At 41.6% G+C, this 25,808-nt stretch carries 28 protein-coding genes; 20 read left to right on the top strand and 8 right to left on the bottom strand.

Annotated features, from left to right (window positions below):
- Positions 1-37 precede the first annotated feature (37 nt).
- Both ABID99_RS07795 and msrB read left to right on the top strand, forming a co-directional pair.
- Entirely contained in the window at positions 38-598 is a 561-nt protein-coding gene (locus ABID99_RS07795; RefSeq protein ID WP_354483856.1) for a fasciclin domain-containing protein, read from the top strand.
- A gap of 122 nt (positions 599-720) precedes the next feature.
- Positions 721-1,200 carry a peptide-methionine (R)-S-oxide reductase MsrB gene (gene msrB, locus ABID99_RS07790; protein WP_373613354.1) on the top strand — a complete coding sequence of 160 codons (480 nt, stop codon included), beginning with the start codon at positions 721-723 and terminating at the stop codon, positions 1,198-1,200.
- Here the strand turns inward: msrB and ABID99_RS07785 are convergent.
- Positions 1,187-1,543 (bottom strand): nuclease, encoded by a 357-nt coding sequence (locus ABID99_RS07785; RefSeq protein WP_090526890.1) that lies wholly within the window; start codon positions 1,541-1,543, stop codon positions 1,187-1,189. The genes msrB and ABID99_RS07785 overlap by 14 nt on opposite strands.
- Before the next feature lie 86 nt (positions 1,544-1,629).
- Between ABID99_RS07785 and ABID99_RS07780 the strand changes: the two genes are divergently transcribed.
- The 6 genes from ABID99_RS07780 to ABID99_RS07755 all read left to right on the top strand — a co-directional run bounded on the left by ABID99_RS07780 (position 1,630) and on the right by ABID99_RS07755 (position 5,951).
- Positions 1,630-2,406, top strand: a complete 777-nt coding sequence (locus tag ABID99_RS07780) for an XRE family transcriptional regulator (RefSeq protein WP_090527624.1) — start codon at positions 1,630-1,632, stop codon at positions 2,404-2,406.
- A gap of 75 nt (positions 2,407-2,481) precedes the next feature.
- Positions 2,482-2,841: a hypothetical protein gene (locus ABID99_RS07775; protein WP_188832639.1), complete on the top strand. Its 360-nt coding sequence runs from the start codon at positions 2,482-2,484 to the stop codon at positions 2,839-2,841.
- Between the two features lie 65 nt (positions 2,842-2,906).
- Positions 2,907-4,040 (top strand): pyridoxal phosphate-dependent aminotransferase family protein, encoded by a 1,134-nt coding sequence (locus ABID99_RS07770; RefSeq protein WP_188832640.1) that lies wholly within the window; start codon positions 2,907-2,909, stop codon positions 4,038-4,040.
- A complete protein-coding gene (gene bioD / locus ABID99_RS07765) occupies positions 4,033-4,650 on the top strand; it encodes a dethiobiotin synthase (protein WP_188832641.1) in 618 nt (205 codons plus the stop codon). Before ABID99_RS07770 ends, bioD begins: the two co-directional genes overlap by 8 nt.
- Positions 4,651-4,701: 51 nt before the next feature.
- The gene (locus ABID99_RS07760) at positions 4,702-5,592 is read left to right on the top strand and encodes a 3-hydroxybutyryl-CoA dehydrogenase (protein ID WP_373613353.1); all 891 of its coding nucleotides are present in this window, start codon (positions 4,702-4,704) and stop codon (positions 5,590-5,592) included.
- A 68-nt stretch (positions 5,593-5,660) separates the two neighbouring features.
- Positions 5,661-5,951: a YXWGXW repeat-containing protein gene (locus ABID99_RS07755; RefSeq protein WP_175489978.1), complete on the top strand. Its 291-nt coding sequence runs from the start codon at positions 5,661-5,663 to the stop codon at positions 5,949-5,951.
- A gap of 113 nt (positions 5,952-6,064) precedes the next feature.
- Here ABID99_RS07755 and argS read toward each other — a convergent pair whose 3' ends face one another.
- The 3 genes from argS to ABID99_RS07740 all read right to left on the bottom strand — a co-directional run bounded on the left by argS (position 6,065) and on the right by ABID99_RS07740 (position 9,391).
- On the bottom strand, positions 6,065-7,993 hold the full coding sequence (gene argS, locus ABID99_RS07750) for an arginine--tRNA ligase (RefSeq protein ID WP_373613352.1): 1,929 nt from the start codon (positions 7,991-7,993) through the stop codon (positions 6,065-6,067).
- A gap of 261 nt (positions 7,994-8,254) precedes the next feature.
- Entirely contained in the window at positions 8,255-8,950 is a 696-nt protein-coding gene (locus ABID99_RS07745) for an ankyrin repeat domain-containing protein (RefSeq protein ID WP_373613351.1), read from the bottom strand.
- A gap of 12 nt (positions 8,951-8,962) precedes the next feature.
- Complete coding sequence (locus ABID99_RS07740; RefSeq protein WP_373613350.1) at positions 8,963-9,391, bottom strand: DUF1801 domain-containing protein; 429 nt, start codon at positions 9,389-9,391, stop codon at positions 8,963-8,965.
- Positions 9,392-9,532: 141 nt separating this feature from the next.
- Between ABID99_RS07740 and ABID99_RS07735 the strand changes: the two genes are divergently transcribed.
- Positions 9,533-9,943, top strand: a complete 411-nt coding sequence (locus ABID99_RS07735; RefSeq protein ID WP_090526872.1) for a nuclear transport factor 2 family protein — start codon at positions 9,533-9,535, stop codon at positions 9,941-9,943.
- A 356-nt stretch (positions 9,944-10,299) separates the two neighbouring features.
- Positions 10,300-10,965 carry a response regulator transcription factor gene (locus ABID99_RS07730; protein WP_090526870.1) on the top strand — a complete coding sequence of 222 codons (666 nt, stop codon included), beginning with the start codon at positions 10,300-10,302 and terminating at the stop codon, positions 10,963-10,965.
- Positions 10,966-10,991: 26 nt separating this feature from the next.
- On the opposite strand, the gene ABID99_RS07725 is transcribed toward ABID99_RS07730, so the two are convergent.
- Positions 10,992-11,414: a hypothetical protein gene (locus ABID99_RS07725; RefSeq protein ID WP_354483872.1), complete on the bottom strand. Its 423-nt coding sequence runs from the start codon at positions 11,412-11,414 to the stop codon at positions 10,992-10,994.
- A 239-nt stretch (positions 11,415-11,653) separates the two neighbouring features.
- Between ABID99_RS07725 and ABID99_RS07720 the strand changes: the two genes are divergently transcribed.
- The gene (locus ABID99_RS07720; RefSeq protein ID WP_354483874.1) at positions 11,654-12,160 is read left to right on the top strand and encodes a hypothetical protein; all 507 of its coding nucleotides are present in this window, start codon (positions 11,654-11,656) and stop codon (positions 12,158-12,160) included.
- A 141-nt stretch (positions 12,161-12,301) separates the two neighbouring features.
- Here the strand turns inward: ABID99_RS07720 and ABID99_RS07715 are convergent, their stop codons facing one another.
- The 3 genes from ABID99_RS07715 to ABID99_RS07705 form a co-directional block, all read right to left on the bottom strand.
- Positions 12,302-12,775 carry a hypothetical protein gene (locus tag ABID99_RS07715; RefSeq protein ID WP_129567630.1) on the bottom strand — a complete coding sequence of 158 codons (474 nt, stop codon included), beginning with the start codon at positions 12,773-12,775 and terminating at the stop codon, positions 12,302-12,304.
- Positions 12,776-12,887: 112 nt separating this feature from the next.
- The gene (locus tag ABID99_RS07710) at positions 12,888-13,586 is read right to left on the bottom strand and encodes a head GIN domain-containing protein (protein ID WP_090526860.1); all 699 of its coding nucleotides are present in this window, start codon (positions 13,584-13,586) and stop codon (positions 12,888-12,890) included.
- 90 nt (positions 13,587-13,676) lie between these two features.
- Positions 13,677-16,250, bottom strand: coding sequence for a BamA/TamA family outer membrane protein (locus ABID99_RS07705; RefSeq protein ID WP_354483876.1), 2,574 nt, complete (start codon positions 16,248-16,250; stop codon positions 13,677-13,679).
- A 343-nt stretch (positions 16,251-16,593) separates the two neighbouring features.
- On the opposite strand from ABID99_RS07705, the gene ABID99_RS07700 reads away from it, so the two are divergent.
- The 9 genes from ABID99_RS07700 (at position 16,594) to ABID99_RS07660 (ending at position 25,808) form a co-directional block, all read left to right on the top strand.
- A complete protein-coding gene (locus ABID99_RS07700) occupies positions 16,594-16,749 on the top strand; it encodes a hypothetical protein (RefSeq protein ID WP_373613349.1) in 156 nt (51 codons plus the stop codon).
- 767 nt (positions 16,750-17,516) lie between these two features.
- Complete coding sequence (locus ABID99_RS07695; protein WP_188832644.1) at positions 17,517-18,581, top strand: hypothetical protein; 1,065 nt, start codon at positions 17,517-17,519, stop codon at positions 18,579-18,581.
- 9 nt (positions 18,582-18,590) lie between these two features.
- Positions 18,591-19,418 carry a cytidylyltransferase domain-containing protein gene (locus ABID99_RS07690; protein WP_229701565.1) on the top strand — a complete coding sequence of 276 codons (828 nt, stop codon included), beginning with the start codon at positions 18,591-18,593 and terminating at the stop codon, positions 19,416-19,418.
- Positions 19,419-19,425: 7 nt separating this feature from the next.
- A complete protein-coding gene (locus ABID99_RS07685; protein WP_188832645.1) occupies positions 19,426-20,292 on the top strand; it encodes a transketolase in 867 nt (288 codons plus the stop codon).
- A 1-nt stretch (position 20,293) separates the two neighbouring features.
- Positions 20,294-21,232: a transketolase family protein gene (locus tag ABID99_RS07680; RefSeq protein ID WP_090526851.1), complete on the top strand. Its 939-nt coding sequence runs from the start codon at positions 20,294-20,296 to the stop codon at positions 21,230-21,232.
- 11 nt (positions 21,233-21,243) lie between these two features.
- Positions 21,244-22,584 carry an aminotransferase class III-fold pyridoxal phosphate-dependent enzyme gene (locus ABID99_RS07675; protein ID WP_373613348.1) on the top strand — a complete coding sequence of 447 codons (1,341 nt, stop codon included), beginning with the start codon at positions 21,244-21,246 and terminating at the stop codon, positions 22,582-22,584.
- 3 nt (positions 22,585-22,587) lie between these two features.
- Entirely contained in the window at positions 22,588-23,391 is an 804-nt protein-coding gene (locus ABID99_RS07670; RefSeq protein ID WP_090526847.1) for an SDR family oxidoreductase, read from the top strand.
- Positions 23,392-23,406: 15 nt separating this feature from the next.
- Positions 23,407-24,849: an N-acetylneuraminate synthase family protein gene (locus ABID99_RS07665; RefSeq protein ID WP_373613347.1), complete on the top strand. Its 1,443-nt coding sequence runs from the start codon at positions 23,407-23,409 to the stop codon at positions 24,847-24,849.
- Positions 24,849-25,808, top strand: coding sequence for a sterol desaturase family protein (locus tag ABID99_RS07660; RefSeq protein WP_373613346.1), 960 nt, complete (start codon positions 24,849-24,851; stop codon positions 25,806-25,808). Before ABID99_RS07665 ends, ABID99_RS07660 begins: the two co-directional genes overlap by 1 nt.

Here is a 25,808-nt window from a genome sequence, read left to right as displayed (position 1 = left end):
TTTATATTTTGTATGTTTAACCTATAACCTACACACTATGAAAAAGTTACTGTTTTTAATATCCATTGTATTTTGCCCGGCATTATTGCTGGCCCAAACCGACAGCAAAAGCAGTAATACAACAACAATGCTTCCTGCCAATGATATTGTAAAAAACATATCTGTAGCGCCCAATACGCATACATTTTATATTTTCATTCAAAAAACAAACCTCGCACTCACTTACACAAGCCGCGGGCCTATCACCGTATTTGTACCGATTGATGGCGGGTTTAGCGACATGCCTACCGGTAAGTTCGACTCCCTTGCCAAACCTGCGCATATTTGGGAACTTACAGATTTAGTAGCTTATCATGCCATTGCAGGACAGCTAAAGGCAAGAGACATTCAGAAAAAGATCAATAAAGGAAAAGGCATAGCCACATTTACCACACTTTCGGGTGGTAAATTATTCGCTAAAATAGATAGCAACAGTAATATTGTTTTGATTGACGGCAATGGCGGTAAAAGTACAATCAGTCAGGTTGATATTAAACAAAACAACGGTATAGTACATCTGGTAAACAAAGTACTGGTACCCAAAAAGAAGCTCATATAAACAGACTGCCAAATGACAATCCCCATATAATAAAATTACGTATTTGAGTTAAAGCATATAGTAGTTTCCGGCAACGAAAAGGAAGCATCTATAATTAAGATAACATCAAAACATAATGGGTTATGAAAACACTCATCTTAACAGTGATAGCTTTAAGTATCCTGATAGCATTAGGATGCCAAAATACCAACGGGCAGGGTGCCAAACGTAAACTGAGCAAACCTGCCGATGAATGGAAAAAGACGCTTACACCCAATCAATACCATATTATGGTTGAAAGTGGCACCGAGCCTCCCTATCAGAACGAGTATTGGAACAATCATGAAAAAGGTGTTTTCGTAAGCGCCGCAACCGGCGACACATTATTCACCTCTGATGACAAATATGATAGTGGTACGGGCTGGCCAAGTTTTGTTAAACCTGTCGACCCGAAAAAAGTAGCAATAATTACGGATAACAGCTACGGCATGAGCCGCGACGACGTTATTGAAAAAAGTACAGGCTTACACCTTGGCCACGTATTTGATGACGGGCCTGCCGACCGCGGCGGCAAAAGGTACTGCATGAACTCAGGGGCTTTAAAATTTATTAAAAAGCCATAACCCTGCGGTTCACATTTAAGGACGGGCGTAGCTGCGGCCTTACACGTAAGCCCTGCTCATATTTTAACCCAATGGTCAAATCTATCCAGTCGGCATTAACAGATCTGATCATTTTTTCTTTTTGCGGGCGTGTAAAAGTGCTCACCACTTTAAAACGTTCCATTGCCTGCTCTTCGGTATTGATCTCCTCAAAGTAAACCAAACGGTTAAGCTGCTGCGCATTGTCGAAAAACAAAGTCGGCATTTCGCTGTAAAACTGGATGGTTTTCATCAGGTCTGAACATAAGCCTACATGCAGATTTTTACGGTTCCTGTCGGTAATGATATAAACAAAACGTTTCATTTTATGATAAAAAATTTGGTGAACAGATAATTATTACTAACTTTATGAGCATAAAATTACTAATAAATTTAGCAAATCCAAATTTTATGTCAATAATTTCACAAAATATTAAGTTTCTCCGCAAAAAGAAGGGTTTAACGCAACAGCAATTTGCGGATGAATTAGGTATAAAACGTTCATTAGTAGGCGCATACGAAGAAGACCGGGCCGATCCCAAATACGACTTACTAAAAACATTAGCAACCTATTTTGATGTTACTATTGATGACTTTATCAACGAAACCATCAACGAAAAATGGCAGCCAAAACCAAAAGGCAACCCCGCCAACCTGCGGATCCTGAGTATTTCTGTTGATAAGGAAGAAAATGAAAATATAGAAATGGTGCCCGTAAAAGCCAGCGCCGGATACCTTAATGGTTATGCCGATCCTGAATACGTGGCACAGCTTCCGAAGTTTTACCTGCCTATGTTTAAACAGGGCACTTACCGCGCTTTTGAGATCAAAGGCGACTCCATGCTCCCACTTGTATCAGGCACTATTATAATAGGTGAATATGTAGAAAACTGGGGCGATGTAAAAAGCGGCGAAACTTATGTGGTAATATCTAAAAATGACGGCGTGGTTTACAAACGCATTGGCAATAAATTTAAGGAGAACAAAAAGCTAAAGCTTATTTCTGACAACCCGGTTTACGAACCTTATGAAATATCGGGCGAGGATGTACTGGAACTGTGGAAAGCAAAAGGTTATATCTCCACCCAATTGCCATCGCCCTCACCGGAGCCAACCATGGAGAGCCTTACAGCAATGATGGCCCAGATGCAGCGCTCTATATCTAACTTACAGCAAGGCAACAATTAAGTTACATCGGCTTTTTTAAACTATTACGATATATCTTTATCATACTGATAAAACGTAAATTAAATTAAAAAAGCTATGAAAAAATTATTGTTAATGTGCTGCTTCCTTTTAGGAATTTCTGCAGCCAGCTACGCGCAGGGCGGCATGAGGAGAAGCCCCGAAGAAAGAGCAAAAGAATTGCAAACCCAGCTTAAATTAACAGACGATCAAACAACCAAGATCACTGCGGTTTATAAAGAGCAGGCAACCAAAATGGACAGCGTACGCACTGCGGCCAATGGCGACAGGGATGCAATGCGCTCTGCCATGCGCCCAATGATGGAAGCAACTAACGCCAAGATCAAAGCTATTTTAACAGCCGAACAAGCTGCGGCTTATGATAAGGCCATGAAAGAAAGAATGGACCGCATGCGCCAGGGCGGCGGTGGCCAGTAAACATTTATAACATACAAGAAAGCGACCAATGGTCGCTTTTTTTATTTTTGCACAAACGAAGCACATTGAAACCTGCCGAAGATTTTTTAAAAAACAAATTACACGAGCGGCGGCAATCGGGCACCTACCGTGAATTGAGACCCGAAAACGGCTTGACAGACTTTTGCTCAAACGATTACCTGGGCTTTGCGCGGTCGGCAGTTTTAAAACAAAGCATAATAAATGAGGTGAACACTCATCCGCTTAGCCTCAATGGTGCCGCCGGATCAAGATTGCTATCAGGAAACATACAATATGCCGAAGATCTGGAGCAGCAAATAGCCATTTATCATCAAAGTGAAGCCGGCCTGCTTTTTAACTCGGGCTATGATGCTAACCTTGGCCTGCTTTCATCCCTTGCCCAGCGCGGCGATACCGTTATTTTAGATGAGTTGGTACATGCCTCAATCATCGACGGAGCGAGACTAAGTTATGCCAATCGCTACAGTTTCAGGCACAACGATTTGGAAAGTTTAGAAACCAAGTTAAAATTATCCAAAGGTAATTGTTATGTGGTTGTTGAAAGTGTGTATTCCATGGATGGTGATGTTTCTCCCCTTGTTGAAATCCTCAGCCTCACTGAAAAATATAATGCCGCCCTCATAGTTGATGAAGCACATGCTGTAGGTCTTTATCCCAAAGGGTTGGTTTGCGAGCTTGGTTTACAGCACAGGATCTTTGCCCGTGTAATAACATTTGGCAAAGCACTGGGCAGCCACGGGGCTATAGTGCTTGGTAGTAATAACTTACGGAAATATTTAATCAATTTTGCACGCTCCTTTATTTATACAACAGCAGCACCTTTTCATCAGCTGGCAGCGATCAAAATGGCCTATCAGTTATTGGAAAATTCCCGCGAGGCCATCTTCTGCCTAAAGAAGAACATTGAACTGTTTAAACAGCAAGTAAGCACAGGCAAAAATTTCATTTTACTAAATAGTGATAGCGCTATTCAATGTATCGTACTCAAAAGCAATGAAATGGCAAGAGAAGCAGCTAAACAACTGCAAATGAACAACTTTGATGTGCGGCCTATCCTAAGCCCCACGGTGGCACAGGGTACCGAGCGGATCAGGATTTGCCTGCATAGCTTTAATACGGAAAATGAGTTAACTTTGCTGGCTGTAACTCTTAACAAATTTATATTACTACATGCCTGATACGCAACCGATATTTATTACCGGTATTGATACCGGAATAGGTAAAACCCTGGTTTCGGCTATTTTAACTGAAAAACTAAACGCAGACTATTGGAAGCCCATACAATCGGGCGACCTTGATAACAGCGATACACTGAAAGTTAAAAACCTTATCTCAAATAAGGTCAGCCATTTTTTCCCCGAGGCCTACGCACTCACGCAACCCTTTTCGCCTCATAAATCTGCGGCTCTTGATAAAGTGACCATAGAACTTGAAAATATCATTCTGCCAAAAACAGATAACCAGCTAATTATTGAGGGTGCCGGCGGCCTTATGGTACCATTGAATGATAACTTTCTTATTATCGACCTTATTAAACAGCTTAATGCCCGGGTAATACTGGTAAGCAAACACTATTTGGGCAGCATTAACCATACCCTGCTTTCCTTACACGCGTTAAAAAAATATGGCATCCCTGTTATGGGAGTGATTTTTAACGGTGATAAGGATATCTATTCAAAAAGTTATATTCTTGAATATTCAGAAGCTGCCGATCTCGGACAGATTCCTGAATTTAAAACTATCAACAAAAAAACTGTTAAAGAGGCCGGTAAGTTTATTACCTTGTAATACCGGCAGCTTATATAAACCGATATTTTGCCGGTTTCGTAAACATATACTATGAAGAACATTACCGTAATTGGCTCCGGAACGATGGGCAACGGCATTGCCCATACCTTTGCCCAGCATGGATTTAAGGTATCATTGGTTGATATCAGCGATGATGCATTGAGCAAAGCCCTGCAAACCATTAGCAACAACCTGGTGAGGCAGGTAAAAAAAGGCACTATAACAGAAGAGGGTAAAACCGAAACCCTAAGCCGCATACAAGTTTTTACTGATTTGGCTGAAGGAGCTAAAAATGCAGACCTGGTAATTGAAGCTGCTACCGAAAATCAGGAAATAAAACTAAAACTGTTTAAACAGCTCAGCGAAATTTGCAATGATAAAGTTATCCTTGCTTCCAATACCTCATCTATCTCCATTACTAAAATTGCTTCGGTTACCAGGCACCCCGGCAATGTAATAGGCATGCATTTCATGAATCCTGTACCGGTAATGAAACTGGTGGAGGTGATCAGAGGGTACGCCACAACCAATGCTGTTACCGAAGCCATTATGGAGCTTTCGCGTACATTAGGCAAAGATCCGGTTAAGGTAAACGACTATCCAGGCTTTGTAGCCAACCGCATTTTAATGCCCATGATAAACGAGGCTATTTATACCTTATATGAAGGCGTTGCTGGCGTACAGGAAATTGATATGGTGATGAAACTGGGTATGGCCCACCCGATGGGGCCGCTGCAATTAGCCGATTTCATTGGGCTGGATGTTTGCCTTGCTATTTTGAAGGTATTGCATGATGGCTTCGGAAACCCTAAATATGCCCCATGCCCGCTGCTGGTAAATATGGTTACGGCTGACCACTTAGGAGCCAAGACAGGCAGTGGATTTTATAAATACTCCGCGGGCAGCAAAGATTTGGTTGTGGCCGATAAATTCATAGCCTAAACGCCGTTAAACTTTCGATGTTGGATGTTGTCAAAAGTTATTATACTGAACAACTAAAAACATCTGAAATGAAAACCATTGCTAAATTAGGAATAGTACTCGCCCTAACAGGCTCATTATTTGCATCATGCTCAAGCCAGGCTTACGTAACCGAACGCCCGGTTGAACCGGTTTATGTTCGTCCGGTAGCTCCCTACCCTAATGCTGTTTGGGTACCCGGCGAATGGGTTTGGCGCGGTAACCATTACGTTTACCGCCAGGGCTTTTATGCAAGGCCAAGATATAACCGGGTATATGTTCAGGGACATTGGCAACCAACCAATCGGGGATATGTTTGGGTAAGGGGGTATTGGAGGTAGCCCCCCGGCCCCCTAAAGAGGGAGTTATAAAACAGAAAGCCTTTAGCAATTTTTTCTGCTAAAGGCTTTTCTTTTAACCGTGCTCGTTCCCCTTTCAGGGGGTTAGGGGGCAATTACATCCTCTCAGGCACTTCAATCCCCAAAAGTTTCATCCCTTTGCTGATCACCTTGGCTGATGATGCCGATAAGGCCAAACGGAATTGTTTTGAATCCTCATCTTCAGCCTGTAAGATCGACTTTTCATGATAGAACTTGTTATATGTTTTAGCAAGCTCATATACATAGTTGGCTATTACTGCCGGGCTATAACCGTTTGCAGCTTCTTTAACTGTTTCAGGGTATTTATCAAGTAATACAATTAAATCGCGTTCAACGCCTGCCAGTTCAGTTACAGTCGGTTTAATTCCAACCTGATAATCAGCCCTGCTTAATACCGACTTAATCCGGGCGTGTGTATATTGAATAAACGGCCCTGTATGTCCCTGAAAATCTACCGATTCGTTAGGATCAAACAGCAAACGTTTTTTTGGATCAACTTTTAACAGGAAGTATTTAAGTGCTCCCATGCCAATGGTATGATATAATGCAATCTTATCTTCTTCGCTAAACGCGTCAACTTTGCCCATGGCTTCGGTTTGCTCTTTAGCGGTTTTTTCCATCTCGGCCATCAGGTCATCAGCATCAACTACTGTACCTTCACGTGATTTCATTTTACCCGAAGGCAGGTCAACCATACCATATGATAGATGGAACAATCCATCCGCACCCGTTTTACCTAATTTTTGTAAGATCAGGAACAGCACCTTAAAGTGATAATCCTGTTCGTTGCCTACCACGTAGATGGATTTATCCATATGGTAATCATTATACTTCAATTGGGCGGTACCCATATCCTGGGTGATGTAAACAGATGTACCATCGCCACGGAGAACCAGCTTCTCGTCAAGACCGTCTGAAGTAAGGTCTATCCAAACCGAGTTATCCGCTTTTTTAAAGAATACGCCTTTTGCAAGCCCTTCTTCAATAATATCTTTACCTAAAAGATAGGTATTTGACTCGTAGTAGTATTTATCAAAGTCAACACCCAGTTGCTTGTAAGTTTCAGCAAAACCGGCGTATACCCAACCATTCATGGTTCTCCACAGGTTCATTACCTCTTCATCGCCTGCCTCCCATTTTTGCAGCATCTGCTGGGTTTCTATCATGATAGGAGTAGCATTTTTGGCTATCTCTTTGATCTTGTCTTCTTCGCCGGCAATTTTTTCGTCCAGTTCGCCAATAAGCTTTTGATTTGCTTCGTCGGTTTGAGCACGTTTTTCTTTTACCTTAGCTATGGTAGCTAACGATTCTTCAATCTTTGCTTTTTGGTTTTCTTTAAAGGCCGAAAGATCATGTTTTTCATAAACTTCGCTCAAAACCGGTTTAAGCTGCTCTCTCAGTTCCTTATCAAAAAGCACATAATATTTGCCTACCAGGTGATCGCCCTTCATGCCCGAAGATTCAGGCGTTTCGCCATTACCGAATTTTTGCCAGGCCAGCATGGATTTACAGATATGGATCCCACGATCATTCACCAGGTTGGTTTTGATCACCTCGTAACCATCAGCAGCCAAAATTTCAGCAACCGAATAACCCAACAGGTTGTTACGGATATGGCCAAGGTGCAGCGGTTTATTAGTATTGGGCGATGAATACTCAACCATCACCTTTTGTCCGTTAGGTTTTGCTGCCGCGAAGTCATCGGCTATAATATTGTTATATAAGCGGCCGATCCAATATTCATCGGTTATTGAAAGGTTCAAAAAGCCTTTGATTACATTAAAAGAAGCAACTTCCTTTAATTCGTTTTTGAGGTACTCCCCTATTTCGGTGCCGGTTTGCTCCGGGCCTTTGCGCGAAAATTTGGTAAACGGAAAAGTTACAATGGTTACTTGTCCTTCAAACTCTTTACGGGTTTCCTGTATGCTAACGGCAGCCGGTTCAATGTCAGTTTGGTATAATTGTTTAACTGCTTTTACGGCTGCTTCTATAATAAAATCCATTCGGCAAAATTAAATAAAATGGGCAGATTGCGAATACTAAAATGGCGATGTTTACATGTAGATTAGGAGGCACCTACAGAATCAACAGCAATTTATAATTGGCGCTACAAACAGGACACAGCTGTGGAGTACTGAGCTGCAAATATTGTTATGAGCTACATGCTTAAAGCATGCCCATAATCATTGCTTACCCGATTATATGCAAAAAAACACCCGGTCAACACTATTTTTAGAGATCCATTATAAGAATAATTATTTAATTCAAGAGGTAAACAACTTCAAAACTCCGGTCTGATTATTTTGCTCTGCCAATTTCCTGGCTGATATCCCCTGTTTATTCTCTATATTAAAGTCGGCGCCATATTTCAGCAACAACCTGATCTGATCCAGTTTATACTTTCGTTTCACCGCATAAAAAAGTGCAGTATTCCCGTCTTTATCGGTAAAATTTACATCGGCGCCATTGCTTAAAAACCATTCGGCCACTTCAAAGCGTTTCCAGTTGAATGCGGCCATAAACGGGCTGTCATCTCCAGCACCCGGGTCTGTTTGTGCACCATAGCTTTTAAACAGACCGGCGGCTTTCACATCATTATACCAGGTTATGGCATACATGCAATGCTCCGGATTGGCGCCATTAGCCAGCAAATATTCATATAACAGCTTATTTCTTCCCCGGGTATAAGCATACCAAAGCGGGGTGGCCGGAAAAAAGTCGCATTCCTCTTTTATCCGGTGGATTGAATTGATATCCATGCCTTTTGCCAGCAACAGCTTAAGCATGGTCAAACTTTCTTCGGCTTTTGCAGGGCGTTTGGCGATTTCAATGCCACACAGGTAATGAAGTGCGTTTTTACCGCTGTCTTCAGCCCAGGTAAGCCAGCCGTGGTCTTCTTCGATCATCACTTTAACAGCTCCAACGTTAAGTTCTTTTATGTGCTGAATAAATTTGATCATAGCTTTCTCCTTTTATTTATCCAGCAAAGTCAACCAGGTTTTCACAACGTTTCGCAAAGCTTCTTCTTTTGCCTTAACTTCTTCCATATTGTGAAAAAAAGCCAACCGGTGGCCGTCGGCATAATCGCCGGAAAGCAAACCGGATGTATCATTGATCTTTGCCCCTGAGGGGAATACCAGTCTGATACAATCTTTTTGGTACACGTTCGAAACGATAATATATCTTTTATACTCTTTAGGATCAAAGGGTTTCATTTCACCGATATATAAAAAGCTCGGTGCATTCCATTTGATATGCTCGCCAATTTCATCGTCAATAGCCAGGATAATTTTTCTCAGCGCTCCTAACACTCCCTTCAATGGGTGATCAAGCTTTTGCATATAACTGTCTACCCCTGCCGAGTCGGCAAGGACAACTGGTTTGGTACTTTTGGCTTTCATGATTAACAGGTAATAAACTGGTTAAGAGGGCCTATCTAAATTTAAAAAAAGAAAACATAATACCAAAGGAACGTTGAATAGTACCATTAAATAACCCTGCATCGTCTTAACTTTGATATATCAAATCAGATTATTACCATCATGGAACAAAAGCTGCCATTACCGCCATTTAACTTTGAAACAGCCACCCAAAAAGTGCAATTAGCCGAAGACGCCTGGAACAGCCAGGACCCGGCAAGGGTTTCTTTAGCTTACACCATTGACACCGAATGGCGCAACCGCTCGGAATTTGTAAACGGGCGCCAACAGGTAGTGGAATTTTTAACCCGCAAATGGGAAAAAGAATTCGATTATAAATTAAAAAAAGAACTGTGGGCCTTTACAGATAACCGTATTGCAGTACGTTTTGAGTACGAATATCATAATGCCGAAGGCCAATGGTTTCGTGCTTATGGCAACGAGAACTGGGAGTTTGACGAAAACGGCTTAATGCAAAAGCGCTATGCCAGCATCAATGACCTGCCCATCAAAGAAGAAGACAGGCGGCTGTAAAAAGAAATAGCCCATTACGAAAGCCGATGACTCTTATAATGGGCTAAACATCAATATTAAATAATTGAGCAAAAAGGTTTAGGGCTTCCTTAAATTCAGTTAATATCGTTTCGAGCTGTAATTTCAATATCCCGACGCCTCTTCGCAGCACTTGAATATTTATTTTATCAGGTGTGTAAATTAAAAGTTGGGTATATTTCTTTCAACAACCCAAATCTCGCTTAACAATTAAGAATTAAAAAGGGTGAAACCACCCTTTTTTGCTTTAAACTGCATGGTAAAATGAAATATAAGTTCATTATTTTTTTTACTTTGGCAATATGATTAACATCAGTTAACATATACACCTAATATTAATGCACACTTCAACATTTACCGGGCCTGTACAAATTGCCATAGTTGATAATCATACCTTATTTAGACAGGGAATGATCAGCTTACTGGGCGATTTTAAAGAGATCAATATCCTTTTTGACGCCGAAAATGGAGAGGATATGATCAGCAAGCTAAAAAAATCCTCCTTACCTGATATTATATTGATGGATATAACCATGCCGGTAATGGATGGTTACGCAGCTACGGCCTGGTTACGTGAAAATCACCCTACAGTAAAAGTGCTGGCGTTAAGCATGTCTGACGAAGATAAACCGATTATAAACATGCTTAAGAACGGGGCTGTTGGCTATATGCTTAAGGAATCGAAGATAAGAGACGTAGTTTATGCGATGCAAACTATCCAAAAGCACGGCTATTATCTAAATGAACTGGTAAGCGGCAAATTGCTTTATACCATGCAAAATAAAAATACACCCGCCGATAAATCCAAAGAGCTTAGCTCCAATGAACTTATATTTCTGAAACTAAGCTGCTCTGAGCTCACCTACAGGCAAATTGCCGACGAAATGAACCTGAGCCCGCATACTATTGATAATTATCGCGAATCGTTATTTCAAAAGTTTGGGCTTAAATCAAGAACAGGCATGGTACTTTTTGCCATCAAAAATCAGATCATAACCGTTTAAAAGATTTTATTAATACAATCCATTTGTTAAAAAATCAGCTTAAGCACAAAAGGGATCACTATTATACCCAAACTTATTAAAACATAATTACGATAGAGTTTACTATCCTTAGCGGGATATAAGTTCATCAACTTATTATAACGATTGTTGTAAAATATAAGCAGGTAATTCAATAGCACAAAGGGGATAAAAAATACAAGTAGCCCGGCTATGAATCCATTTATGGCTTTATCCCTGGTTAAGTCCAACGTAAAAAGGATAGGAATATCAGTAAAAAAACGAAGGAAAAACAATAATGTTAGCAGGTTAACCCCCTGAATCAAAGATATGGGGATAATTGTAAATGCCTTCCAATACTTGCCATCTTCGCCTTTCTTCGCCCTTTCCTGCGTAATGGCGTCAACCCAGATCTTATAATAAATGCTCAACATTTGTTTCAGATTTAGCATGCAACTATTTTAACTAACCTTAGCGCCGCAGATAAGTTTGTTTTACTATTTTATAACTCACAATTGCTATATTCCGTTAGTGATGGCAAATCGTGACGAGATTTCGTCATTTCAAAGTCAAACAGATTACAAATAACTCATTATCAATAATATAACAAAAAGGCATAAGTATTGATAAAACCTGTTTATTCTTAAGCAAATCACTTTTCAAAATATTATTAACCTTAAAAATCACTGTTATGCCAAATCATTTATCAACATTAGGAGTTATTCATACAGCCATAAGTCTTGTGGGAGTTGCCATCGGTTTTATTGCATTGTTTCAGGACGGGAAAATCGCCCCTAAAACAAAAAACGGCAGGCTTTACGGTGTTTTTACCGTGCTGGCCTGTTTATCCTCATTTTTGGTTATGAAAACCGGTCACCTGAGCAGTGCCCACAACCTTTCCTTTCTTATTTTAATATTATTGCCTGTTGTTTACTATGCCCCCTCCCTGCGCATTTTTGGCAGCAAGGCCGATTATGTACAAACTATAGGCATGACAGCCACCTTATTTTTCTCATTAGTACCTGCTGTAGTTGAAACGCTCACCAGACTTCCGGTTGAACAACCACTGGCTGAAGGACCTGACTCTCCCGTAGTAAAAATGGGACTTTTGATCATGCTGGTATTATTTATTCTGATTATGATATACCAGGCGATTAAACTAAAGGGCCAACGCAAAGGGTTTACTCCAGCTATGTGAATTGATATTTCGCCGGCACTTATGCCGATAATTTAAGCAAAGGGAATCATGTATTCGTTAGGCTCAACGTGTGGCCGGCGGAATTAATAAAGTATAAACAAAAAAGCACCCCGACCGGGGTGCTTAAAAAACAAAACTAAATCAAATAACTTTATCCTGAAGTACCATCGAAAAAATACTTTTCATAGCAGCCCCGGTATTGTCTTTATAGTTTATGGTCAATTTATAATTGTCGACAACAAACGCCGAATTGGTATAAAATTGAGCGTTAGAAGGGTCGGTACTGATAACATTACTACCTTCACTTACGATTTTTTTTGCGATAACAATGTTTAATCCATCTCCTTTAGTATGAAATTTCCCGGTGTACTGAACCGTTGTTGAATTACCATTTTTATAAGTTACATCAGCCAAAATAAAAGTACTATCCGACGAGAATACTAAATAACGCGCTTGTTCCCCCTCTTTAACCGGAATATACCACTGGCCAAAAAGGGATGTATTTTTTTTGACGGGTTGCTGCGCCTTGTCTTTTTTACAGGCGCCAAGAGAAAACAAAACCGATAGCAACAGGCAAACAGTTAAATTCTTAAATATCAATACAGGCTTAATCATAAAGTGAAGGTTTTACCTATCCGTACGATAGAAACTTTTAATTCGCTACACTAATAACAAAAAAAGACCGCTCGGAAGAAGCAGTCTTTCGATATAGTAAGTTAACCAGGTTTTAATCAGCTTTGCTAACCCTGCCTGATCCCGCGTAACGGGTTGTACCAATTGTTGCGGTACCGGAATATACAACACTTCCTGAACCAGAAATACGCGCAGAAACTGTTTTACTGGCAATCAAATTAATATTTCCTGAACCTGCAATTGAAGCTTCAACAGTTTCAGTTCTTAATGATTTACCGTTTATCTCTCCCGAACCTGAAATACGGCAGTCGGCCATACCTGTACTGCCATTAACATCAATTGAGCCCGATCCGCTGATTTTCAGGTCCAAAGTACCTGATTTAACGGCAGTTTTAATATTACCAGAACCGCTTAACGCAATTTTGGCATTTTCGGCGGTCATTGTACCATCAACAGTTGCATTTCCTGAACCGCTGTTAGCAAGGTATCCAAGGCTTTTGGCGGTGATATAAATGTTGGCGCGTTGCATATTGCGGTGGTTTTTCCAGTGATCTTTAAATTCAACTTTTAATATGCCGTTTTCTACTTCAGTTTTAATATCATCAACTACATTGGCATCAACATCAAGTTTCAGACTTTCGGTTCCATCAATTTTAATAAATACGTTAAACGGGCCACCACAGGCAATACCGTTATAACCCGATACGTTGCGGGTTACAGTTTGCGCGGAAGCATTAAAGGCTATCGAAACCGTTAGTAACGAAGCCATAAGTGAGAAGATTAGTTTTTTCATGATCGCGTGTTTAAGAATATGACGCTTTTTCAAAAAAAACGTTGCAATTTTTTTGATTTTTTTACCTCTACCAACTTCGGCAAAGATTCACTACAACCTGAAGTTAAGCGATATGTAAGGATACCAGCCCTCACTTGAATGACCGGCCAGCAATTGCAATACTGTTAAACTTGCCGGTGCAAAATATAACCCGCCGCCGGTACCGGTATGCCACTTATCCGAATGCTCATCTTCTATCCAAACACGCCCCGTATCATAAAAGCCTACCAAACCCAACTGGCCAGGTAAAATATAGCTGGCTATATCAGCAAGTTTAACCCTTGCCTGTAAATTATTGAACACGATATGCTTGCCTGCAAACCGGTTTTGCAGATACCCCAATAGGTTGCCTTGTCCGCCCAAAAACATTGATTGATAAAAGGCCGGCTTTCCAAAACTTACACCGCCACCAACACGATCAGATAATACAATAGCACCGCCAGGGGTTAGTTTTTGATAGAAAGTAAACTCTGGCTTAATCTGTACAAAAGATTTGGAATAACTGTTAAGTCCTTCATAACCTTGTACCGTTACAGTAAAATAGTAGCCCTTTGTAGGCAGGATGTTATTATCACGTTGATTTGTGATATAATTGATCAGTGCGCCAAGATGAGCTTTATTTTTCCCAACTGTTAAGCTATCGTAAGAATTGATGAGCGATGTTTGATTGATGAACCGCCCGGTATTGTCATTGAGATTGAGATGATAATATTGAAATGACGGACCAACACTGATATCGCTGTTCTTGCCCGTATGCCAGCGTAAAGCCGGATCAAACTGATAAATATCATACCGTGTACGGTAGTAAGTACGATAACCAGGAAATTTATTTAACGGGCTTTCATTACCCAGGCCAAAAAAGTTCACCGTATTATCAGGCGACTGGATGTTGGCCTGCATAGTAAAATCAGCTTTGCCAACGGCATCTATCCATTCCCCCCGGTATTTGATCCTGAAAGCATCCGTAGCAAACGAATGGGTGATCATTACCTGCTGTAATGTTGAATAAGGCAATTTCCTGAAACCATCATGACCGGTATATTGAAAACCCAGGCCAAGTAAAAAGCCATCATCCTTATTTAACGCTGCAGTGGCAAGCGGCATCCACACATTGTATAAATTGGTGGGTAAAAACTGAGTATTTGAGGTATCATTTGAAAGATGCTTATTTAATTGGCCGACGTTGCCGGTAAAATTGGTGCTATCCCGCCGACCATAAAATTTTATTGTTTGTGCCGACTGCTTAACCTCAACAGTTTTACTACCTACACTATCAATCAATCTTAACTTAATGGGCGAATTGGCATTATTAATAACTATGCGGTCATTTCCGGCAGAAACATACAATCTTATTTCTTTAGTGATTTCGGGCTTGTACACCATATCCATAAACTGATCTTTGGTTTCGCCATCTTTATTCAGTTTATTAATTGTTATACGCATAGCCTTGTCGGGCGCATCGGCAACGGTGATCAGTTCGCTTTTATCAGTAGCGCGGATATCCACTATCCTATTAGTGAATTTATAATACTCACTCATTGCTGCCGGTATATTATCTCGGCGTTGTTTTAATATGGCAAGCAACTCTTTATGCCTCAATTTATAGCTTTCTGCAGGCAGGCGTTTTAAACTTTCTTCGAGCACAGCATCAGTTTCGGCTTTAACAAATTCATTGGCAATCTGCATCCATCGTTCGTAGCCTATTTGTGCATCCGGATACTGCTTCATGAACCTTGTTTTAAAAAGAGAATATTTCACATGCGGAATATCCCCTGTAAAATCTTCAAGTAAGGGATCTATCCATGGCAGGGCTGCAATACTCGGAAACACACCTTGTGTAACGTGAAATACCTGATCACGGTCACGTGGTACAGCAACATAGGTTTTACCTTTACCATTTTTAGTATCAGCCCAGCGCCATTGATCTTCATGCCTGTCCCAATCACCCATTAAAAGATCAAGCATTCGGGCGCGTAAAAAGCCTTCTCCATCCAACCTGTTGTCATAGCTTTTAAGCAGTTGCCCTTCCATTTTAAGGGTATTATCTGATGAACCAATCGGCTCTCTTTCTTCTATCAAACAAACAGTGCCAACAAACAACTTGCTGTATTGCCCAAGCGCCGGGTCTTCGGCCACAACACCTATGATAGGGTTAGCATGTGCTACATGCGCAGCTTCGGCAAGCGGTGGCACAATCAAAGCGGAATATGGGTGCTGGCCGCTAAATTCATCACCAACCCAATCAACAGCAAAGGTACCCTGCAAATTTTCGGGCAACAGTTTATCCGGTGTTTTTTCAACACTACGCAATACCCACTCGCGGCCGGTTTTATCTTCCAAACGTAACGACTTTGATTCCATACCACCACCTTGTTTAATAGGTGATAGTCCGCCATTTATTTGCGATAGTTTTATAACGGGAAGCTTCACTTTCATGGCCCAGTCCTTACGATAGTTTTCGCCGAACAGCCAACGGTGAATCCCGCTTACATCATCATATGAGGCGTGAACACTTACAACAGTGCTATCCGGAAATTTTTGCCAGGCCGATGGCGCTATAGCCTGGGCATTAGCATACACTGCCGAGCCCGTAAGAAATAAAATAGTAAGTATCCTTTTTGTCATGAGGTGATGTGTTTAAGATGCAGGACTTAAAATACAATAAACTAAACTGTTAACAAGAGACATACCAAACACACAAGTATCTAAAATACAGATACTTAACATAAATCAACACAAAAACAAGTGGCGATATATCGTTATTTTAAAAGGCGATTCTGAATAACACAACAATATCGCTGTTATCTTAATAGTCTTTTAAACTCTTACACAGGTATAAAAATAATCAATCTGTAATCATTTTACACATCAGGCAGGCGGTTATGTTATTACCGTTCTGATATTGACCGAAAAAGATTTTGAAAGCAAACAGCCTCTACATACTAAATTTTATTAGTTTTATGATTGTATGACCCGCAACGATAAATCGCCACACATCCTTAACGCAGCATCAAATTTACTGGGCTTGTGCTTTGTGGTGCTTACCTCATTGAAATTCCTGAAAATGTCCGACCGGACCTATATTGACGAAACAGTAACCATAGCACTTGTTTTTTTATGCTAAGCTGTATACTGTCTTTTCTGTCCATCCGGGGAAATATAAAACCCGGCGGACGTTCGGAAGCCGTGGCAGATTACCTTTTCCTTGGTGGGATGATAGTGCTATTCATAACGGCTATACTGATCTTGTTTAAAATAATGGTTTAGCCATACTAAATATACCACTAAATTTTTCAAGATAACCTATTATAAAGAGACCTACAACATTAAAAGCATCTACCCCCCCGAGGGCAATATTTACTTTCCCCAACTGATATTCAAACTTCAAAAACCAGTTAAATTAGTCATTACATATATCAATTTATTGTTTGTAAAAAAAATTTTGCAATAGTGTAAATTGATTGTAACTTGTATTTCAATTAACCTTACTGCATTTTTTAATTTCTCTCTCCTGCACTATAATACTCTGTTTAAAGCAATTAACAGAGCGGCGCGTTTGTTAATAAATAATTTACTGAAAATTACGGCTTAACGATTTGATAACTTTGGGTTTTCATTATTTAAAAACTACCCTCCTACATTTATCAAATCATAAGTTTTAGCCGGATATGGCAACTTCTTATTTAAATTCTGAATCAGGAATTTGTAAAGAATTGGCCATGCAATATTTTGAAATTTGATATGACAACTACTCAACCTAACAATATTACTATGTCATCCGGCCAATTTCTTTTCACAACGGCTAACTACAGAATCTATACAAAATCGGTCTATACCTTAATGCCTTTCACAAACAAAATTTCGGGAATTAAAGCTAATTGAAATAAAAGGATGAAGAAAATATTATTCATTACAGGTTCAATTAACCAAACCACTCAAATGCACCAGATAGCTAATGAGCTGCCTGAGTTTGACTGCTGGTTTAGCCAGTTGTTTACTGATAATACTACCTTAAATACCATTATTAATAAAACTACCCTGCTTAGCGGCACAGTGCTTTCTACCAAATTCAGGCTTATTTCTGAAGAGTACCTTCAAAAACATGCTTTACAAATTGATTTCAGGGCACAAAAAAACAAATATGACCTTGTTGTATTCTGTACCGATTTGATTGTGCCTCCGCGCATGCGCAACATTAAAACCATTTGGGTGCAAGAGGGTATGATTGATCGTTACACTCCCTGGAGCAGTGTTGTTAAAGCCCTAAAGCTTCCTCCTACACTTTGCGGCAACACCTCGTTAAACGGTTCGTCAAACATATGTGATGTCTATTGTGCCGCATCAGAAGGTTACAAACAGTACTTTACAGGTAAAGGTACCAGCGAACGCAAAATTGTGGTAACCGGCATGCCAAACTATGATAACCTGGTTCAGCACGTTAATAATGATTTTCCGCACCACAACTATGTAATGGTAGCCACTACTGATATGCGCGAAACATTCCGCATTGAAAACAGGATTGCCTTTATTAAAAAAGCGGTAAAAATTGCCAATGGCCGTCCATTGCTCTTTAAACTTCATCCGAATGAGAATGTCGGGCGTGCAGAAAAAGAAATCTACGCCAATACGCCGGCCGGTACATTGGTATACAGTAAAGGCAATACTAACCATATGATAGCTAATTGCTGTGAGCTTATTACACAATACTCAACTGTAGTTTATACAGGTATTGCTTTAGGCAAAAAAGTTCATTCACTTTTTGATGTCGATGAGCTTAAAAGACTTGCACCGATACAAAACGATGGCGTATCAGCAAGAAATATCGCTGCCATTTGCCGCGGTTTTTTAAACCACGATGGCGATAAGAAAAGTTTTGACCCGCACACGGCTATGGATAAATACCAGGTTAATAAGCCGGAGACGCAATTAACCGAAGAACTAATAGCTAACTGGTAATCATTTACCGTGAAACAGAAAATATTAATTGTAGTACAGGCCCGCATGGCTTCGAGCCGTTTACCGGGTAAGGTAATGCTGCCTATATTGGGTAAAAGCCTGCTGGCAAGGATGATTGAGCGGCTTAAAATGATTAGCCATGAGGCTGAAGTGATCATTGCCACATCCGAAACGCCGGCTGATGATATCATCATCAATGAAGCTATCAACATAGGTGTCCCTTATTATCGCGGCAGTCTGAATAACCTGCTCGACAGGCATTACCAGGCAGCGAAATTGCATAATGCAGATGTTGTATTAAAGATCCCCTCTGATTGCCCGCTCATTGATCCGCGTATTGTGGACCATGTATTGGATTACTTTTTTGCCAACCAAAACAGCTTTGATTTTGTAAGCAACCTGCACCCGGCTACATATCCCGATGGCAACGATGTGGAGATCATGACCATGGATTGCCTCACCAAAGCTTGGGAACAAGCAAGCCGGGAGCTGGAACTGGAGCATACCACTCCTTATATATGGGAAAATCCTCAATTATTCAGGCTTGGTAACGTAACCTGGCCTGCCGGTTTGGATTATTCCATGTCGCACCGGTTTACGATTGACTATGCAGAAGACTATTATTTCATAGAACGGGTATTCCGCGAATTATATGCAGATAACAATAATTTCTCGTGCGATGATATTCTTAACCTGCTAACTCAAAAACCCGAGATCTATAATATCAATGCACAATATGCCGGGGTAAACTGGTACAGGCACCATGTAGATGAGCTAAAAACCATTACATCTGCCCAAACCAAACAGGCACCCTCAAAAAACTTACAGGAATTATAACAAGCGAATGATAACAGTGGAGAACAACAATTACCAGGAATTAACAGGCACCGCTCTGAAGGTACGGGAGCACATCATCCGCATGTCTACCGATGGCGGGTGTTTTACAGGTGCATCGCTATCGGCGGTGGACCTTATTGTTTATTTATATAGCCGCTTTTTAAACATTAACAAGGATAATCTTGATGATCCAAACCGCGATTACCTTTTTCTGTCAAAAGGCCACGATGTGCCCGCCCTGTACGGCACCTTTGCCGAGCTGGGTTTATTGGAGAAAGAACGTTTAAAAAACCACCTGCTACTTAATGATCATATTTACTGGCACCCAAACACCAAAATTCCAGGCATTGAGTTCCACTCAGGCTCATTAGGTCATTTACCTTCGGTAGCTATTGGCGTTGCTATGGATTTGAAGATCAGCGGCGGCACAAACAAAGTTGTTTGCATTTTGGGCGATGGCGAGTTGAACGAAGGCACCTGCTGGGAAGCCATGCTGGTAGCCAACGCTTATAAACTGGATAACCTGCTATTCGTGGTTGACCGTAACCACTTCCAGGCCAATGTGCGTACGGAAGACCTGATTCCGCTGGAACCGCTTGCCGATAAGTTTGAAGCCTTTGGCGCAGCCGTTAAAAGAATAAACGGACACAGTTTTGCTGAGCTTGACGAAGCTTTTGGCGCTTTCCCTTTTCAGGCCGAAAAACTTAATGTCATTATTGCCGATACAGTGCGCGGCAAAGGCCTGCCAAGCATACAGGAACGTGCAGATAGGTGGTTTTGTAATTTCAATGCAGACGAGATTCAGCAGCTTTTATTAGAGCTGCACGGCGAACATCAAACAACATTAACATCAGAAACTTTAGTGGTGCGATAAGATGAGTTACGAAGAACTTTTAACCCAAACAGCCCTTGCCAACGAGCAAGTGATTGTAATGACCGCCGAAAACCGCGCGCTGGTACGTAACCTGCCCGGTATATTAGGCAAACGTTTTATTGATACCGGTATTACCGAGCAAACCATGATTGGTGCGGCGGCGGGCCTTGCCCTGCGTGGTCGTACCCCGGTAGTACACGCGCTTGCCGCTTTTTTAACCATGCGTGCGTTTGAGTTTGTACGTACCGATGTTGGCATAGCCAATTTGCCGGTTAAGTTGAGCTCATTCATCCCCGGTTTTTTATCAGATGGTAACGGGCCAACCCACCAGGCTGTTGAAGATATCTCGATTATGCGTGGCATCCCTAATGTAACCGTATTTGCCCCGGCTGATGAAGATGACCTGGTAAAAATGCTGCCTCAGATCTGGGAAAGCAAAAGCCCGGCATACACCCGCATCAACACACGCAAAACCACTTACGTACACGAACCTTTTACCCCAGGCAAAGCCGAAGTGATAGCTGAGGGCAGCGATGTAACTATTTTAACCTACGGCTTGTTATTTGAGCAGGCGCTCATCGCTGTTGAAATGCTGAAAAGCGAAGGCCTTTCTGTGGGTTTGATCAACATGCGTAGCCTTAAACCTGTTGATGAGCAGGCTATATTGAAAGCATCGGCACAAAGCAAATTGGTAGTTACGCTTGAAGACCATTTTTTAACCGGCGGTCTTTACACCATTGTAGCCGAAGTTTTATTAAAACACCGTACCACAGCTAACGTACTGCCTATGGCGCTGAACGAAAAATGGTTCAGGCCGGCACTGCTTCCTTCTGTATTGGAGCATGAAGGTTTTACAGGCAAACAGATTGCCGAAAAAATACTGGGCTACCAAACTACCCACAACCAACCACAAATTTTAACACCTGAATTTTCAGAATAAAAATATTGACCATGGCTAATAAAATAGACCTTAACAACGATTATCCAAACATTACCGAGTCAGATAAATTATACGAACGCGCTTTAAAAGTTCAGAAACCGGTTACTCAAACCCTCGCTAAAGGCCCGGGTCAATTTACCAAAGGTGTAGCGCCAAAATATCTTGTAAAAGGTAAAGGATCGCATGTATGGGATGTAGACGGTAACGAATATATTGACCTGAACTCGGCTATCGGCCCTATTTCTTTGGGTTATGCCTACCCTGCTGTTGACGAGGCTATTCGTCAGCAATTGAATGATGGTATTACCTTTTCATTGATGCACCCACTTGAGGTTGAACTTTCAGAACTGGTACAACAGGTTGTACCTAATGCTGAAGCGGTAAAGATCTCTAAAACAGGAGCCGACGTTTGTTCAGCAGCTATCCGCGTAGCACGTGCATTTACTGGTCGCGATAAGGTATTTTGCTGTGGTTACCATGGCTGGCACGACTGGTATATTGGTATCACCAGTCGCAACTCGGGTGTGCCTGAAGCTATCCAGGATTTAACTTACACTTTTGAATATAATGACATTGAATCAGTAAAAGCAGCTTTGGATGAAACAGTTGCTGCCCTTATACTGGAGCCTTTCATTTTTGAGGCACCGAAACCGGGCTATCTGCAGGAACTGGCAGAAGTTTGCAAAGCTAATGGCACCCTGCTCATTTTTGACGAAATGTGGACAGGCTTCCGTGTAGCAGTTGGTGGCGCGCAGGAGTATTTCAATGTTAAAGCTGATTTGGCTGTGTTTTCAAAAGCATGTGCCAACGGTATGCCAATAGCATTGTTAACAGGCCGTGCCGATGTGATGGAGTTGTTCAACTCTGAAGTATTCAGCTATACAACCTTTGGCGGCGAAGCTTTATCATTAGCGGCTTGCATCGCTACGATCAATGAGCTTCGCGATAAAAAGGTACCACAATACCTTGACGAACATGGTGCACTTTTAAAAGATGGCTACAACAGCCTTGCCATTGAGTTGGGCGTTGATAAATACACCCATTGTGTAGGTTTTAACTGCCGCAGCATGGTAACCTTTACTCCTGATGCAGGTAACGGTCTGGAAGTAAAAACCTTCATGCAGCAGGAAATGATAAAACGCGGCGTGCTTTGGGCTGGCTTCCACAATATGTGCTACAGCCACACCACCGAGGATATCGACTACATCCTTGCTGCTTACCGTGATGTATTGCCATTGCTAAAAGCAGCCATCGAAAGCGGTAACATCAAAGGTCAACTAAAAGGTGAAGTGTTAGAGGCCGTTTTCCGTAAGGTGAGCAATTACAACATCAAACCTAAAAGTATAGCCTAAGTCATGGATCTGTTTTCATTAAAAGGGAAAACTGCAGTTGTAACGGGTGCTTTAGGGCTCATCGGTCGTAAACATTGCGAAGCCCTTGCAGCAGCAGGTGCAAACGTAATAGTGGCCGATATAAATGCTGAAGCAACCACGGCATTTGCCGCAGAACTGGGCGATAATCATTTAGGGCTGGGCGTTGACGTAACCAGCAAGGAATCATTAATTGATGCGCTCAATGCAGCACTTGATAAATATGATTCGGTTGATGTATTGGTAAACAACGCCGCCATTAACGATAAATTCGAGAACCCGGCCATGGCTAAGGAGCTATCTGCGTTTGAAAACTATCCGCTGGAAGCTTTTCAGCAATCGCTTAATGTAAATGTTACCGGCGTATTCTTATGCTCACAGGTATTTGGTACACACATGGCCTTGCAACGCAGCGGTAGTATCATCAACATAGCTTCAACATATGGCATGGTTGGGCCCGATCAAAGCATTTACCGCGATTCGCGCGGTCAGCAGACTTTTTACAAGTCGGCAGCATACCCGGTTACTAAGGGGGCTATCATCAATTTCACCCGCTTTTTAGCAGCCTATTGGGGCCATACCGGCGTGAGGGTAAATACCCTTTCTCCGGGCGGCGTTGAAGCCGGGCAAACCGAAGATTTCATTGGCAACTATTCAGCAAAAACTTTATTAGGGCGCATGGCCCAAGCGTCAGACTATCAGGGCGCGCTTATATTCCTGGCCAGCGAGGCATCGGCTTATATGACCGGCGCTAACCTGGTTGTGGACGGGGGGTGGACAGCTATTTAATTTAAACCAACTATTATGAACGAGATTTTAAAACAAAAAGCGGCCGGCATTAAATTATTGCTTACCGACAACGATGGGGTTTTAACAGATGCCGGAGTATACTACAATCACGACGGCGAGCTTTTAAAAAAATTCAGCATGCGCGATGGTATGGGGGTTGAACGCCTTCGCAAATTTGCTGATGTAAATACTGGTATTATTACCGGCGAAAACTCGCCGTCATTAATTAAAAGAGCAGAAAAATTACACATCACCGAACTGCATTTAGGTACAAAAGATAAAGTAGCTGCTTTTAAAGAAATTTGCGGCCGCTTAGAGCTGCAACCTACCGAAGTTGCTTTTATCGGCGATGATTACAACGACCTGGAAGTGATGAAACTGGCCGGCCTTACCGCGTCTCCTGCCGATGCTTTACCGCACGTTAAAGCACAGGTAGACTTCGTAAGTTCATTAAATGGTGGCGACGGGTGCTTCCGGGAGTTTGCCGAACTGATTATCGAAGCCAAAAACGAAAAATACTTATCGGGTAAAAGAAATGGCACCATCACTTTACAAAACGGCCGGATAATTGGCAAAGGCCAGCCAAGCTATATCATTGCCGAAATTGGCATCAACCACAATGGTTCACTTGATATTTGTAAGAAATTAATTGATGAGGCTGTAGCAGCCAAAGCCGATGCGGTTAAATTTCAAAAACGCACACCTGAAATTTGCGTGCCGCGCGATCAGTGGGAAATTATGCGTGACACCCCATGGGGCCGCATTACCTATATCGACTACAAACGTAAAACCGAATTTGGCATAGCCGAATATGCAACCATCGACCAATATTGCAAAAAAGTAGGTATCGACTGGTTTGTATCTGCCTGGGACGCACCATCTGTCGATTTTATGGAACAGTTTGATACCATCCTATACAAACTGGCGTCGGCGTCATTAACCGACTTTGCCCTGATCCAGCGTATCCTTGAAACCGGCAAACCGTTAATGCTTTCAACCGGTATGTCGACCATGAAAGAGATCGAAACAACTATGGATTATATCAATGCCTTTGATGAAAACTATCCACTGTTTATTGCTCATTCAACTTCAGCTTATCCATGCCCTCCGCATGAGCTTAACCTTAAAATGATCCAGACGCTGGAGAATAAATATCCGGGCATCCCTATCGGCTATTCGGGCCACGAAACAGGTTTGGCAACTACCGTGGGTGCAGTAGCTATGGGCGCAACTTTTGTTGAGCGCCACTTTACGCTCGACCGTGCCATGTGGGGGTCTGACCATGCTGCTTCTGTTGAGCCTCAGGGTTTACAACGTTTAGTGCGCGACATCAGGGATGTTGAAACGGCAACTGGTGACGGTGAAAAACGTGTTTACGAATCAGAACTTGCACCAATGAAACGTTTAAGGGTAAACATCAGCGACGAATATAAAGAGAAACCAACCGTTAAATCATAATGTCTCCGGAAAAACTAGCCACCATAATTACATCTATTATCCTTTTTTGCTGGATAGGATTCATCATTGCCTGGGAACGAATATCGCCTTACAGAAAAGGCTTGAAATTTTTCAGGGAGGGGTTTTGGATTGATTTAGTGTGGTATACACTGATACAAAGTTATTTTTTAAAAATCCTCATTTTCGATTATATCATTAAGCCTTTAGAGGCGCATTTTGATCTGTCGCATATGCATTTAATAAGTAACTGGCCTGTAGCATTACAAGTTTTGTTTTTCCTGCTTACGCATGACCTTTATATTTATTTGTTTCACCGCTTTCAGCACTCCAATAAATTTTTCTGGCGTATTCATGAGGCGCACCACTCGGGCAGGGAGGTTGACTTTTTAGCCGGTTCGCGTTCGCATATCATGGAGATCATCATTAATCAAACCATTGAGTTTGCACCTATCATTTTGTTAGGTGCCAACCCAATAGTTATACCGATAAAAGCTATGTTAGATGCCATGTTTGGCATGTTTATACACGGCAATATTAAGGTAAACATGGGCAAGCTTAAGTACATCATTAACTCGCCCCAATTGCATTTATGGCACCATGCCAATTACCAGGAAGTTTTTCACGCCAACTTCGCAACGAAGTTTTCATTTTGGGATTACCTTTTCGGTACCGTTTATGACCCGGGCCACACGCCTGGCAACAAGCCCGAAAACTGGGGCCTCTATTATGATTACCCCAAAGATTACTTTTTGCAGCATGCATTCAGCGTAAAACGCTTCGACGAAAAAACGCTGCTCAAATACCGCTGGTTTAACTGGTATTATCACCTGCGGCCACGGTTTATGAATTGGATGAAAACTTTACTTCCTGTTAAAATAAACAATGCACCTAAATTGGAGATTGAGCAGCAACCCGTTACCTTAGTATCCGAACAAGAAAACGTACTACAACAAAACTAA

This window comes from Mucilaginibacter sp. OAE612, assembly GCF_041806395.1.
Lineage (GTDB): Bacteria > Bacteroidota > Bacteroidia > Sphingobacteriales > Sphingobacteriaceae > Mucilaginibacter > Mucilaginibacter rubeus.
Note: the sequence above shows the minus strand (reverse complement) of the source record. Positions and strands in the feature narration are given on the sequence as shown.